This window comes from Flavobacterium sp. (assembly GCF_025352425.1).
Taxonomy (GTDB): Bacteria; Bacteroidota; Bacteroidia; order Flavobacteriales; family Flavobacteriaceae; genus Flavobacterium.
This window is the reverse complement of record NZ_JANXTI010000103.1, coordinates 53,062-67,143: the sequence shown is the minus strand read 5'-3', so window position 1 is coordinate 67,143 and position 14,082 is coordinate 53,062. Positions and strand designations below refer to the sequence as shown.

12 protein-coding genes are annotated in these 14,082 nt (G+C 34.2%); 8 read left to right on the top strand and 4 right to left on the bottom strand.

Features of this window, described 5'->3' with window-relative positions; translation table 11 throughout:
• Nucleotides 1-149: 149 nt before the first annotated feature.
• From Q0Q99_RS12660 to Q0Q99_RS12640, 5 genes are all read left to right on the top strand, one after another.
• Nucleotides 150-2,933: a TonB-dependent receptor gene (locus Q0Q99_RS12660; RefSeq protein ID WP_293896617.1), complete on the top strand. Its 2,784-nt coding sequence runs from the start codon at nt 150-152 to the stop codon at nt 2,931-2,933.
• 44 nt (nt 2,934-2,977) lie between these two features.
• A complete protein-coding gene (locus Q0Q99_RS12655; protein ID WP_293896614.1) occupies nt 2,978-4,168 on the top strand; it encodes a hypothetical protein in 1,191 nt (396 codons plus the stop codon).
• 108 nt (nt 4,169-4,276) lie between these two features.
• The gene (locus tag Q0Q99_RS12650) at nt 4,277-4,585 is read left to right on the top strand and encodes a T9SS type A sorting domain-containing protein (RefSeq protein WP_293896611.1); all 309 of its coding nucleotides are present in this window, start codon (nt 4,277-4,279) and stop codon (nt 4,583-4,585) included.
• Between the two features lie 106 nt (nt 4,586-4,691).
• Nucleotides 4,692-6,437 (top strand): T9SS type A sorting domain-containing protein, encoded by a 1,746-nt coding sequence (locus Q0Q99_RS12645; protein WP_293896608.1) that lies wholly within the window; start codon nt 4,692-4,694, stop codon nt 6,435-6,437.
• Nucleotides 6,438-6,515: 78 nt separating this feature from the next.
• Nucleotides 6,516-7,496: an acyl transferase gene (locus Q0Q99_RS12640; RefSeq protein WP_293896605.1), complete on the top strand. Its 981-nt coding sequence runs from the start codon at nt 6,516-6,518 to the stop codon at nt 7,494-7,496.
• Here the strand turns inward: Q0Q99_RS12640 and tyrS are convergent.
• The gene (gene tyrS, locus Q0Q99_RS12635; RefSeq protein ID WP_293896602.1) at nt 7,489-8,790 is read right to left on the bottom strand and encodes a tyrosine--tRNA ligase; all 1,302 of its coding nucleotides are present in this window, start codon (nt 8,788-8,790) and stop codon (nt 7,489-7,491) included. The genes Q0Q99_RS12640 and tyrS overlap by 8 nt on opposite strands.
• Nucleotides 8,791-8,989: 199 nt before the next feature.
• Between tyrS and Q0Q99_RS12630 the strand changes: the two genes are divergently transcribed.
• Nucleotides 8,990-9,985: an NAD-dependent epimerase/dehydratase family protein gene (locus tag Q0Q99_RS12630; protein WP_293896599.1), complete on the top strand. Its 996-nt coding sequence runs from the start codon at nt 8,990-8,992 to the stop codon at nt 9,983-9,985.
• On the opposite strand, the gene Q0Q99_RS12625 is transcribed toward Q0Q99_RS12630, so the two are convergent.
• Genes Q0Q99_RS12625 through Q0Q99_RS12615 form a run of 3 tightly spaced genes read right to left on the bottom strand, consistent with a single transcriptional unit; the run spans nt 9,986 to nt 12,468 of the window.
• Nucleotides 9,986-10,390: a DUF4296 domain-containing protein gene (locus tag Q0Q99_RS12625; protein WP_293896596.1), complete on the bottom strand. Its 405-nt coding sequence runs from the start codon at nt 10,388-10,390 to the stop codon at nt 9,986-9,988. It lies immediately after the preceding gene.
• Nucleotides 10,391-10,400: 10 nt separating this feature from the next.
• The gene (locus Q0Q99_RS12620) at nt 10,401-11,741 is read right to left on the bottom strand and encodes a dihydroorotase (protein ID WP_293896593.1); all 1,341 of its coding nucleotides are present in this window, start codon (nt 11,739-11,741) and stop codon (nt 10,401-10,403) included.
• Between the two features lies 1 nt (nt 11,742).
• Nucleotides 11,743-12,468, bottom strand: coding sequence for a polyprenol monophosphomannose synthase (locus Q0Q99_RS12615; protein ID WP_293896723.1), 726 nt, complete (start codon nt 12,466-12,468; stop codon nt 11,743-11,745).
• 101 nt (nt 12,469-12,569) lie between these two features.
• Here Q0Q99_RS12615 and Q0Q99_RS12610 point away from each other — a divergent pair, with 101 nt between their 5' ends.
• The gene (locus Q0Q99_RS12610) at nt 12,570-13,259 is read left to right on the top strand and encodes a DUF4271 domain-containing protein (protein ID WP_367175047.1); all 690 of its coding nucleotides are present in this window, start codon (nt 12,570-12,572) and stop codon (nt 13,257-13,259) included.
• Nucleotides 13,260-13,269: 10 nt separating this feature from the next.
• A complete protein-coding gene (locus Q0Q99_RS12605) occupies nt 13,270-14,019 on the top strand; it encodes a uroporphyrinogen-III synthase (RefSeq protein WP_293896717.1) in 750 nt (249 codons plus the stop codon).
• The last annotated feature ends 63 nt before the right edge of the window (nt 14,020-14,082 follow it).

Sequence of the window (14,082 nt, the reverse complement as noted above, 5' to 3'; positions counted from 1 at the left end):
TACAAAATGAATTGATATTTGAAACCGGAGTTAACGGTAATTTAATCTCTTAACAATTTGGTAATGGTTAAAGAACAAAATGGTAATGCTGGAGTAACACGACCTTTACATTGCGGTAGTTTCTTTGCATCAGATTTAAACACCACGAAATGAAATTTAAATTAATTGTTACATTTTTGCTTATAACTGTTCTTGGTTTTGCCCAAAACAAAGGAATTATTACCGGAACCTTAACAGATAAAGATTTAAATAATGAGACACTTCCTTTTGCCAATGTAGTAATAAAAGGAACAAGCATTGGAGTAACTACAGACGAAACGGGGAAATATTCTATTAGTGTTGATCCCGGAAGTTATACGATTCAATTTAGTTTTTTAGGTTATGAAACTTTAGAAGAAAAAGTTGAAGTAAAGACCGGGGAAACCGTAACGCTTAACAAAGCTCTTGGCTCCGGGAGCTATCAGTTGAAAGATGTGGTTATTCAAAATACCGGAAGCCGGGAAAAAGAAACCACTTTGTTAATGGAACAGAAAAAAGCTGTCGAAATCAAACAAAGTATCGGCGCACAGGAAATGGCCAGAAAAGGTGTAAGTAACGTTGAACAGGGTTTAACAAAAATAACCGGAATCAGCAAGGTTGGGTCAAGAGGATTATTTGTCAGAGGTTTAGAAGACCGATACAATAATTTATTAGTGAATGAATTGGCTGTTCCTTCTAACAATCCTTATAGAAAAATTATTCCTTTAGATATGTTTTCTACTGATATTGTTAGTGCTATTGATGTTTACAAAACGTTTAATGCTAACATTTCAGGTGATTTCGCAGGGGCAACCTTTAATATTGCGACGACCAAAAATTCCAATAGCCAAACTAAGTTAAGTCTTGGAGTAGGCTATACAACCGACAATAATATACATTCTTTTTCGATTGCTAAAGATGCCAATACGACAAAAGGTTTTTTTGGTTTAACCGGAAGCGATAGAGAGTTGCCAAGCGTTTTAGGTGGTGTCCCAACCAATCATCAACTTACGACGGCTGAGGCACAAAAGTCGTTTAAATCAGGATGGGATGTTGATGAAACCAAAAGCCCATTAAATACTAGTATTGGATTTTTACATTCAGAAAAGTTCAAATTAAAAAATGACGACACATTTTCGTACTTATTGTCTTTGAATGCCGACAATAGCTACACCCAAACTAAGGGTGCCGAGAACACTTTTAGTATTAATGGTGATTTTAATAACAAAACTTCTAAAACGGAAAGTCATTATAAAACTTCGGCAGCTTCACTTTTAAGCTTGTATTATAAAGCTAAGCGATTTAATTTTACTTCAAACACATTCTACTTGCGTTCTACTGATAATTTGATTCAGGATCAGGTTGGAGCTTTTGATAACAATCTAGATAATAAAAATGTGATTGTAAGAACCAATCAACTTGATCAATCAAATTATATAGATTCTCAACTTTTGGGGGAATACAATATCAAAGAAGACAAATCGCAAACTCTTAAAGGAGGTATTTCTATGGCAAAAACTTCGTATGAGCAGCCGGACAGAAAGTTTTTCAGAGGTTCATTGCAAAATGAAGATGTAACAGTAAGTTATGGCGGAAACAATTTTATCAGGCAGTATCTTGATGTTGCCGGAGATGTATTTGCATCAGGTTTTTTAGAATATAATTTGAAATTTGGGGGAAAAGAAAACAAATTATCTATTGGTTATAACGGAAACGGTGGTTATACCAAAACATCCTACCGATTTGTCAAAACAAATGGCAGTGAAAACTTTACGCAACCTCTTAACGAATTGGATGCTCAGTTAAATGAAGATTTAGTTAATGGTGTTTTCAATTATCAGGAAAATTCAAATTCAAGTTATAAAGTGAAAATGGTAGAAAATACTAATGCTACTTATAGTTCATTATTGCTGAAATTTGGTGAGAAGTGGGAAGTTACCGGTGGATTACGATTTGAAAAATTCAACCGTGACATCCGTTACAGATTTAATGGTTCGTTTACAGACCCTTATAAAAAGAAAGCTTTTGATAAAAATTACCTAATGCCGTCTCTAAACGTTAAGTATGCAGTGACTGAAAAAGCTAACATCCGTTTTGCTGCTTCAAAAAATTATACTAAACCTGTAACGATGGAAATAATCCCTATTTCCTATATCAATGGTGACGGGACAAGTATTCAAGGAAATCCTTATCTTGAAAATAGTGACAATATCAACATAGATTTAAAGTATGAATTATTCCCAACCAACAAAGAACTTTTTGTAATTGGTGCTTTTGCAAAACATATTGACAATCCTATTGAAAGAACTTTTAGAGGTGAAGCAGGGGGAAATATTACTACCTTTTTGAATTCTGACAAAGCAGATTTATATGGTGTAGAAATAGAGGGGATTTTAGATTTAGCACGTTTATCCAAAAGCTTAACTAATTTTTCTCTTGGATTTAATACTTCTTTAATGCATAGTAAAGTAGTCGTAAGCCCAACAACTATTGACATTCCAACCGGAAACACTATTCCATCAGCTGAAACACATCAAAACAGAGAATTACAAGGGGCATCAAAATGGTTAATTAATTCTGATGTAAAATACCAATTTGATTTAAATAGCAAGTGGAGTAACACCGTTTCATTAGTTTATGGTGTTTTTGGAAAACGAATTTATAGTGTGGGTTCATTAGGTTTAGATCATATTTATGAATTACCATTTCAACAATTAGATTTTGTTTGGAATAGCAAAATCTCAGAGAAATATGCTTTAAAGTTTGGTGTAAATAACCTTTTAAATCCGGTTAGGAAATATGAAATCGGAAAAGATAATGACTCTTCTTTAGTAAACTTTATTGCCAATTCAAGAACCATTCAGGAATATAAAAAAGGAGTGGGTTTCTCTCTAAATTTTACCTACACTTTTTAAAACTTAAATTATAAATAAAATAATAACATTAATAAAAAATGAAAATGAAAAAAATTGTATTAAGTCTATTTTTTATAAGTGCTTTTTTTACAAGTTGCACCATAAATGATAATGAAACTGTAACTAGTGTTCAACCTGTTACAGGTGAAATTACCGGAACATATACCGCTGACCAAACGTTCTCTTTTGGAAACTACACCTTAAGAGGTATCGTGAAAATTGCGGCAGGAACAACCTTAACATTTGATGCAGGCTCAACCATTACCTGTAATAAAGCAACAGGAGACAATGCTCTTGTGGTATTAAATGGTGGAAAATTAATTATTAATGGAAATTCATCACAACCCGTAATTTTTACAGAATTATCAGGCGTACCGGGTTCTTGGGGTGGAATCATTATGTATGGTGATGCTCCTATTCATGGCGCAGGTGGTTTAACCTCTATACTTTCTGAAGATGGAAACTCATTATATTATGGCGGAACAAATCCTGCTCATAATGGCGGTTCTTTAAATTATGTAAGAGTGGAGTATGCGGGTGCAAAATTAGCTGACGGGCAAAAAGAAAATAATGGTTTTACTTTTTATTCTTGTGGTTCAGGAACCATATTAGATCACTTGGTTTCTTACAAGGGTGCCGATGATGGATATGAGTTTTTTGGTGGAACAGTGAGTATGACCAATGCTATTTCGTACGGAAATTACGATGATGCTTTTGATTGGCAAGATGGATGGCAAGGACAAAATAATTCCAATTGGTATGGATATCAAGTAACAAAAGGAAATTATGGTATGGAAATAGAATCATCAGGGCAAAATAATAATTATTGGCCAAAAGTTACGAATATAACACTAAAAAGAGCTACAGGTTGCACTCCCGAAGTGGTAGGTGATGTGCAAGTGGATGCCTTTCAATTTAAAAAAGAAGGCAATGGTGATTTTAGCAACATTATTATTGACGGTTATAAAAATTATACCGAAGGAAGTATAACTTATCCAGCCAATGTTGTAAAAATTCAAGATGCAACCACCAACAATAATCAAGTTAACGGTTCTAAAATAAAATTAACAAACGTAACCTACACCAATACCGACAATCAAATCGGAGCTCCATTGAACGCTACCTTCACCATTAGTTTCCCAAGTGGACAATTTACTACAGGTACATCAGCCACAGGAGCTATGTTAACTACAGGAGCATGGGCAACTGTGGGTAGTGTAAATCTTATTCAATAAAAAGTAAATCCAATAAGTGTTAAAACATCCCTAAATATAGGGATGTTTTTTTTTGGTACGTTATTTGAAATATATTTTTTGTATATTTGTTTTAACCAAATTGAAGTCATGAAAAAAAAATACTTTATAATAATCGCGTTTCTTTTGTTTTCTCTAGTGAGTTTTTCACAAGAAGGAAAGCAGCCTACTGAAGGCTTAGGTTTTTATCCAAATCCAGTTAGTAATGGTAAAATATACATTACTTCAAAAACTTCTTTAGATAAAGAAATATTGATATTTGATGTTTTGGGGAAAAAAGTATTACAAACCACTATTTCATCCCGCGAGTTAAATATTACTTCTATTCCACCAGGTGTTTATATCATTAAAATTACTGAAGGCGATACTACCGCTACTAGAAAACTAATTGTCAGATAGTTGTACTTTCTGAAAATTAATCATTTTTTAATCATTTTTTTACATTCTTTTTTTTTATAAATCAAATTTGTCCTTATATTTGTAGGCTAATTAAATTTAAAAAAAAATGAAAAAAATCTACTCTTTACTATTACTGGTAGTTAGTTATGCCTCTTTTGGGCAAACTATCTACACTGAAAACTTTGGAACTCCAACTGGAACTACCGTAATTGCAACGTACGCAACTGGTACTGCTCCTGCTACTTTCCAAAATTCAACACCTATTGCTTATTCTGGAACGGCTGATGTAAGAATCTCTAGTGCATCTAGTGGTTATAGTGGAGCTTCGGGTGGTGGGAATATATTTATAACAAATACTGCTGGAAAATATTTTCAAATAGATGGTATTAATACATCTGCTTTTCCTGCAACCAATTTGCAATTGTCATTTGGGTTAAATGCCACAGCAACTGTGCAACCAATTGTTGAATTCAGCACGAATGCATCAGCAGCAACACCAACATGGACTGCAATTACCTATACAAATGTAGCTGGATGGCAATTAATTACTATACCTACTGGTGTAATTCCATCATCTACAACATTATCGTTGCGTTTTTCTCAGCCTACGGTTATGGCTCAAATGAGAATTGATGATGTTAAAGTATACAATTTTAATGCTTCATGTACTTTATCACTTGCAACCCCAACTACTGCCTGTGATGCAGTTACATTTGGAACTGATACCTATACTGTTACAATCCCTTATACTGGTGGAACATCAGGAGCATACACTTTCACGCCTTCGTCAGGAACAGTTGGAGGAGATAATCCAGCTACCCTTGCAGCAGGAAACATAGTGGTTAGTGGTGTTACTGAAGGAACAGGATTTACTTTGCACATAGCTAAAGGAACTTGTACATATGATGCTAATGCTGTTGCTACTGTAGATTGTAAACCAGCCAATGCATTGCCTTATGAAGAAAAATTTCCATATACTCCTGGAACTGCTTTGGGAGCAAATCAAACTTGGTCAAATGCTAATACTGGAGACAGTGTTCTTGCTGTTGCAGGAAATTTAAGTTACACTGGAGTTACTTCAACAGGAAACTCAGTTTCTTTTGTTGGTACTGGCGCTGAATGTCAAACTCCATTTACTGCTACAACATCTGCAGATGGAGGATTATACGCTAGATTCTTAATGAATATTACTGATTACTCAACCGTAACTGTAGATGGAACTCAAACTTATTTTGTAGCTTTGACTGATGGTGTAGCTTCTAACTTTAAGGCTAGATTATTCCTTAAAAAATCTGGAACTCAATATCAACTTGGATTAACATCCGGAACTAGCACTACAAATTATGCAGCTACTTTATTTAATGTTGGTGATGTTGTATGTGTAGTTTTAGGATATGACTTTGCGTCAAACACTTTGAAAGCTTGGTTTAATCCAACTCTTGCTACATTAACAAATGCAACTACACCTGACTTAACAGATACTCCAGCAGCAGCAATTGCTACATTAGGAGGATTTTTATTAAGACAGGATGCTGCATCATCAACTCCAGCAATTACTGTTGATGAATTAAAAATCACAACTTCTATTGCCGGTCTATTAGGTGTTAGCCAAAACAACGCTATTGCAGGTTTGAGAATGTATCCAAACCCAGTTTCTAACGGAACATTGTTCATCGAAACTTCTGCAAATGCTCAAAAAACAGTTGTTGTTTTTGATGTATTAGGTAAAAAAGTTTTAAGCACTTCAACAAATGACAATGCAGTTAATGTAGCAGCACTTAATGCTGGTGTTTACATCGTTCAAATTACTGAAGAAGGAAAAACAGCTTCAAGAAAATTGGTTATTAGATAATTACTATCCAATATATCAAAAAGCTCTAACGAAAGTTAGGGCTTTTTTATTTTCATTACTTTTGCCAAAAATTACTCCTTGATAAATCCGCAAGACATATTTACCATTTCTTCTCAAAAGCAATTTGAAAAAATAGCACTGAAAGTTTTTCGTTTTCAATATGAAAACAACTTGGTATATAAGGAGTTTTGTGATTTTATGAATACTGATGTTCAAAAAATAAAATCATTACAACAAATTCCGTTTCTACCTATTCAGTTTTTTAAAAGCCATGATATCGTTTCTAATACTGATGTAATTCAGGAAACATTTACCAGCAGCGGAACAACCGGAATGATTACCAGTAAACACTTGGTGACAGATATTTCCCTATACGGGCAAAGCTATCGAAATGCCTTTTCAGAATTTTATGGAAACATTGAAGATTATGCTGTTTTAGCATTGCTTCCATCCTATTTAGAACGCTCTGGTTCGTCTTTGATTTATATGGTGGAGGATTTGATTAAGCTTTCCAATAATGAAGACAGCGGTTTTTATTTGCACAATTATGACAAACTAATTACAAAGCTTGTTGAATTAGATAATTCAGGGCAAAATGTAATTCTGATTGGCGTAACTTACGCTTTATTAGATTTAGTAGAGAAGCAAAAATTCCATCTAAAGAATACCATTATTATGGAAACTGGCGGAATGAAAGGTAAGCGCAAGGAAATGATACGCGAAGAATTACACGAAATCCTGTGCAATGGTTTTGGTGTCCAAAATATTCATTCTGAATATGGCATGACCGAACTCTTATCACAAGCTTATTCTCCTGGTAATGGTATTTTTGAGTGCCCGGCCTGGATGCAAATTCTAACCCGCGACACCGAAGACGCTATGACTTACATTGATTATGGCAAAACAGGTGGCATTAATGTAATTGATTTAGCAAACATCAATTCATGCTCCTTCATAGCTACACAGGATTTGGGCAAAAAATATCCCAACAATTCCTTCGAAGTATTGGGACGTTTTGATAATTCTGATATTCGAGGTTGTAATTTGATGGTTATTTAACCCTCATTACAAAATAATTTTTCTTTCCGCGTTGCAATAACACAAACTGATTGTTAATCAAATCTTTTGCAGTCAACTGAAATTCTTCGGTGATTTTTTCTTTGTTTACCGAAATCGAATTCTCTGTCAAAGCACGTCTGGCTTCACCGTTTGATTTTAAAAATCCTGATTTTTCATTCAGCACATCAACAATATTGATTCCGTTTGAAATATCTGTTCTCGAAATTTCAGCCTGCGGAACGCCATCAAAAACTTCTAAAAAAGTAGCTTCATCCAATTGTTTCAAATCATCGGCAGTAGCATTCCCAAACAAAATATTCGAAGCCTGAATCGCTTTATCCAATTCGGCTTGACCGTGAACTAAAATAGTCACTTCTTCTGCCAATTTTCTCTGCAACACTCGTAAATGCGCAGCTTCTTTATGTTCCGCAATTAAAGCATCAATAACATCTTTATCCAAAAATGTAAAAATCTTAATGTATTTCTCCGAATCTTCATCCGAAGTATTTAACCAAAACTGGTAGAATTTATAAACCGAAGTCTTATCAGCATCCAACCAAATATTGCCGCCTTCTGATTTACCAAATTTTGAACCATCCGCTTTCGTAATCAATGGCGTAGTCAAAGCAAAAGCTTTTGCTTCGGTATTCGGATTCATTCTACGAACCAATTCTGTTCCCGTCGTAATATTTCCCCATTGGTCAGAACCTCCCATCTGCAACACACAATTGTAATGCTTGTGCAAATGATAAAAATCGTAACCCTGAATCAATTGATACGTAAACTCCGTAAATGACATCCCATCACCGGCTTCTCCAGATAAACGTTTCTTAACCGAATCTTTCGCCATCATATAATTAACAGTGATTCTTTTTCCAACTTCACGCGCAAAATCGATAAACGAATATGACTTCATCCAATCATAATTATTCACCATAATCGGCGCGTTTGCAGCTGTCTCATTAAAATCCAAAAATCTCGAAAGCACACTTTTAATTCCCGCCACATTCTTAGCTAACTGCTCTTCAGTAAGCAAATTACGCTCATCCGATTTTCCCGAAGGATCACCAATCATTCCCGTAGCACCACCAACCAAAGCAATCGGTTTGTGTCCAAAGTTTTTTAAATGAAGTAATAAAATAATCTGCACCATGCTCCCAATATGCAACGAATCCGCCGTCGGATCAAAACCAATATATGCTGTCGTGGTTTCCTTGAGCAACTGTTCTTCGGTTCCCGGCATACTGTCGTGGTACAATCCACGCCATTTTAATTCTTCAACTAAATTGTTCATAGTATAATCAGATTTGGCGCAAATATAAGCAGATTTAGGAATTTTAGAAGCGATTGGCACGTGATTTATCGGTGAGCCATTTTCCTGCTTTCCGTTCTACTTCGTGCCACTGCAATCAGGGCTAAAGGAAAAACTTTTAGCTCATTTGTAATCTAAAAAAAAATCGTAATTGATAATTCGTAATTCGTAATTTAGCACCATGATATTAGTCACAGGCGGAACAGGTTTGGTTGGGGCACATTTGCTGCTGCATTTAGCACAAAATGAAACTATTGTTCGGGCAATTTACAGAGAACAAAAATCAATCGAAAAGACAAAAGCCTTATTCAAACTTTATCAAAAAGAACACTTATTCACCAAAATCGATTGGGTTCATGCAGATATCATTGATGTTCCTTCTCTCGAAATCACATTCCAAAATGTAGATTACGTTTACCATTGCGCCGGTTTAATATCGTATGATCCAAATGATGAAGATTCGCTCCGAAAAGTAAATATAGAAGGCACAGCCAACATCGTGAATTTCTGCATCGAATACAAAATCAAAAAACTCTGCCACGTCAGTTCGATAGCAGCATTAGGAAATCCAGCTTCACATGAAAATCAAATCACCGAAGAAACCGAATGGAATCCCGAAGCCCCTCACAGCGATTACGCAATCTCAAAATATGGCGCCGAAATGGAGATTTGGCGTGGTCAACAGGAAGGCTTGGATGTGGTAATTGTAAACCCGGGAATAATTTTCGGAGGCGGTTTCTGGAATCAGGGAAGTGGATTATTTTTCAGTGCTGTAAAAAAAGGATTTCCGTTTTATACTAACGGTTCTACAGCTTATGTTGGCGTTACTGATGTAGTAAAAATCATGATTCAATTAATGAAAAGCAATATTGCAGGTGAACGGTTTACGGTTGTTGCTGAAAACCTGACTTTCAAAGACGTTATTTCCCAAATTGCTGAAAATCTAAATGCTAAAAAACCTAAAATTGAAGCGAAACCTTGGATGACAACTGTAGCTTGGCGATTGGACTGGGTTGTTTCTAAAATTTTCAGAACCAAAAGAAAGCTATCAAAATACAGTGCAAATTCAATGCATTCTTCTGAATTTATCTCCAATGAAAAAATAAAAAATGCTTTGAGTTTTGAATTCCAAAGCATTGATAAATTAATTAAAGAAGTTATTTCTTTACAACAATAATTATTGCACTTGTGGCGTATCTGAATTTGAAGTGCTGTTTGGATTTGGCGGAACAGCTTGACCATTTTTCTTCAATTTGCCATCATTTTTCAAGGTTTCTGCATTCAGTTTTTCTTTAACTTTCTCAAACATTTTTTTGTATCCTTCAATATCGGAAGCATAATATTTATTGCTTTTGGCAAATTGAATACTGTCAATTTTATATTTTTTATAAATATAATCGTTCCCCATTTTCACAGTTATGCCACCATTGATATTTTGCGTTTTGATAGCTTCCAATAAAGATATATCATATAAAATATCAACCATTTTATCTTTAGCAATAAGGTTTTTGGGCTTTTCAACTGAATTACTATTGCAGCCAAAAAACAGCGCTGATAAACCTAAAAGAAGAATTTTTTTCATACTAAATTTTTTATCTGTCAAAAAGCAAACGCTTTCCAAATGGAATATCTTTTACTTTAAAATTTTGATAAACCAACTCGCCGTTCACAAAGGTATGCGTAATTCTTGATTTAAAATTATATCCCTCAAATGGCGACCAGCCACATTTAGCCAGTATATTTTCTTTCTTAACATTCCATGGCAAACTTGGATTTACAATGGTTAAATCAGCATAAAATCCTTCTTTTATAAAACCGCGTTTTTCAATTTTAAAAATTTTTGCCGGATTGTGGCACATTTTTTCTACAATTTTTTCTACAGAAATCTTTCCTTGATGATTGGCTTCAAACATAGCAACCACAGCATGCTGAACCAATGGTCCGCCAGAAGGTGCTTTTAAATAGTTTTGCTGTTTTTCTTCCAATGTATGTGGCGCATGATCAGTCGCAATAACATCAATTCGGTCATCAAGTAACGCTTCCCATAAAGCGGTTCTGTCTTCAGCAGTTTTTATGGCTGGATTCCATTTGATGAAATTGCCTTTTGTTTTATAATCTTCGTCTGAAAACCAAAGATGATGCACGCAAACTTCGGCAGTAATTTGCTTTTCTTCTAACGGAATTTTATTGGTAAACAATTCCATTTCTTTTGCTGTAGAAAGGTGAAAAACATGCAATCTAGCACCCGTTTTTTTGGCTAAGGCAATCGCTTTGGAAGATGAAATATAACACGCTTCGGCGCTTCTTATCAAATGATGAAATTCAATCGGAATGTCTTCACCAAACTGTAGTTTGTATCGTTCTAAATTGCTTTTTATAGTTGCTTCATCTTCACAATGCACCGCAATCAGCATCTTAGTTGAAGAAAATATTTTTTCTAATGCTTCCTGATTATCAACCAACATATTTCCTGTTGACGAACCCAGAAAAAGCTTAATTCCGGCAACATTCTTTGGATTTGTTTTTAGGATTTCCCCTAAATTGTCGTTGGTTCCGCCCATCATAAACGAATAATTGGCATAAGATGTTTTAGCGGCAATTTGATATTTTTCTTCTAAAATTTCCTGAGTAACCGCATTCGGAATAGTATTGGGTTGTTCTATAAAAGAGGTAATTCCACCGGCAACAGCAGCACGACTTTCAGAAACGATATCGCCTTTGTGAGTTAAACCCGGTTCGCGAAAATGAACCTGATCATCAATTGCTCCGGGAATAAGATAACTTCCTTCGGCATCAATTATTTTACAGTTGGATTTTTTTGGGCTAATACTTTCGGCAATTTCAACAATAAATTCGTTTTCAATCAAAACATCGCCTTCAAAAATAATTCCTTCGTTAACAATTTTGGCATTTTTAATTAAAACCGTATTCATATTATAATTGATTTAAAAACTTCTTAAACCGTAATGAAATAACTCCAAAAATAGCTTCTTTAATAATAGAGCCGCTCATTTTGGATTGTCCTTTTGTTCTGTCAGTAAAGATAACCGGAACTTCCTGTATATTAAAATTTTTGGCAAAAGCCCTGTATTTCATTTCAATTTGAAAAGCGTAGCCAATGAATTTTATTTTATCTAAATTTATTTTTTCCAATACTTCCCTGTGATAACAAATGAATCCGGCTGTAGCATCCATAATTTTCATTCCGGTAATCATTCGAACATACACGGAAGCAAAATAAGAAAGTAATACTCTGCTCAAAGGCCAATTTACCACATTTACACCCGTAACATAACGCGAACCAATAGCTAAATCTGCACCATTAGAATGACAAGCATCATATAGTTTTTCTAAATCATTTGGGTTATGTGAAAAATCAGCATCCATCTCGAAAATGTATTCGTAATGATGCTTCAATGCCCATTTAAATCCATGAACATAAGCTGTTCCCAGACCTGATTTTTTCTTTCTGACTGATAAAAATAATTTGCCTTGAAATTCATTTTGCAATTCGTTTACTTTTTCAGCCGTTTTATCTGGAGAATTATCATCGACAATCAAAACATGAAACTGTTTTTGTACCGAAAACACAGCACGAATAATACTTTCAATGTTTTCAATTTCGTTATACGTTGGAATAATTACAATGCCGTCGTTCATATTAACAGTAGTCAAACTTGGTTGCAAAAATAAACTTTTTATTAGTGTTGTATCTTAATAATTTTATAATAATTTAACAACTAAAAATTAGTAATTTTGCCATGATTATGATAGAAATTGTTTTACAGCCCAGAATTTTGGAACCCAAAGATTGGGCAACATGTCTGTTTGTTTTTTCGTTTATTTTAATTGCAATTACTAAAACTGCTTTTGAAACACGGTTTAGCGAGTTTTTGAGGATTTTAGTTTCTGATAAATATGTCAAAGTATATAAAGACACTTCCCACCTGATGAGTGGCTTTACAATATTACTTTTCCTGGTTCAAATAATTTCGTTTTCTTTTTTTATTCAACTTGCACTTTATCATTTTGGTTATGTGTCGAAAATGGAAAAAACCGATTGGGTCATTTTTCTGCGGATTTTTACTTTTTTCGGAATATTTGTGCTTTCTAAGTTTTTGATTGAAAAGATTGTTGCCGCCATTTTCAACATTGAAGAATTTGCGGAGCAATTTAATTTGCAGAAAGTGAGTTACCGAACTTTTGTTGGAATGATTTTACTGCCAATAAACATCTACCTATTTTACAACAATACTTCATCAAATATTTTGATTTACTGTATTATCATTGGGATTTTAATAATTAATTTGTTTTCTTATTTAGTTTCATTGAAGATTTATCAAAATTTACTCATAGGCAACTTGTTTTATTTTATTTTGTATCTTTGCGCACTCGAAATAGCGCCCTACTATTTTATATATTATTTGATTACAAAAAACTTAGCACATTAGAATGTCCAATTTGAAAGTGAAAACAATTTTGGTGTCACAGCCAGAGCCAAAAGTAGAGAATTCTCCTTATTTTGAATTACAACAAAAGCATAAGGTAAAAATTGATTTCCGCGAATTCATACACGTAGAAGGTGTAAGTGCAAAAGATATCAGAGCTCAGAAAATAGACCTTAATAACTTTACGGCAATCATTTTAAACAGCCGAAATTCTGTGGATCATTTTTTTAGAGTGGCGGAAGAAATGCGTTATAAAGTTCCCGAAGATTTAAAATATTTCTGCCAATCAGAAGCAATTGCCTTTTATTTGCAAAAGTATGTGGTTTACAGAAAACGTAAAATTTACGTTGGACAAAAAGACTTCGTGGACTTATCTCCATTAATCAAAAAATATAAAGAAGAAAAATTTCTTTTACCCGCTTCTGATCAATTAAATTATGATGTGCCCCAAACTTTAGACGCATTAAAAGTAGATTGGACGCAGGCAACTTTCTATAAAACCGTAATGAGTGACTTGTCTGATTTAGCAGATGTGTATTATGATGTGTTGGCATTTTTTAGTCCAACAGGAATTAAATCATTATTCAAAAATTTTCCAGATTTTAAACAAAACGATACCCGTATTGCTGTTTTTGGAAGCACTACCCAAAAGGAAGCTTTGGAACACGGATTGCGGATTGATATTTTAGCACCAACACCGGAAACTCCATCAATGACAATGGCTTTAGAAAGATATATCGCTGACGCCAACAAAGGAAAATAAACATAAATTTACAGTATAAAAAAAGCCATTCACGTAATTGAATGGCTTTTTCGTTGGTTAGGC

Coding starts and splice junctions, on each gene's coding strand:
- Q0Q99_RS12660 (WP_293896617.1), top strand. CDS start 150: ATGAAATTTAAATTAATTGTTACATTTTTGCTTATAACTGTTCTTGGT.
- Q0Q99_RS12655 (WP_293896614.1), top strand. CDS start 2,978: ATGAAAAAAATTGTATTAAGTCTATTTTTTATAAGTGCTTTTTTTACA.
- Q0Q99_RS12650 (WP_293896611.1), top strand. CDS start 4,277: ATGAAAAAAAAATACTTTATAATAATCGCGTTTCTTTTGTTTTCTCTA.
- Q0Q99_RS12645 (WP_293896608.1), top strand. CDS start 4,692: ATGAAAAAAATCTACTCTTTACTATTACTGGTAGTTAGTTATGCCTCT.
- tyrS (WP_293896602.1), bottom strand. CDS start 8,790: ATGAACAATTTAGTTGAAGAATTAAAATGGCGTGGATTGTACCACGAC.
- Q0Q99_RS12630 (WP_293896599.1), top strand. CDS start 8,990: ATGATATTAGTCACAGGCGGAACAGGTTTGGTTGGGGCACATTTGCTG.
- Q0Q99_RS12625 (WP_293896596.1), bottom strand. CDS start 10,390: ATGAAAAAAATTCTTCTTTTAGGTTTATCAGCGCTGTTTTTTGGCTGC.
- Q0Q99_RS12620 (WP_293896593.1), bottom strand. CDS start 11,741: ATGAATACGGTTTTAATTAAAAATGCCAAAATTGTTAACGAAGGAATT.
- Q0Q99_RS12615 (WP_293896723.1), bottom strand. CDS start 12,468: ATGAACGACGGCATTGTAATTATTCCAACGTATAACGAAATTGAAAAC.
- Q0Q99_RS12610 (WP_367175047.1), top strand. CDS start 12,570: ATGATTATGATAGAAATTGTTTTACAGCCCAGAATTTTGGAACCCAAA.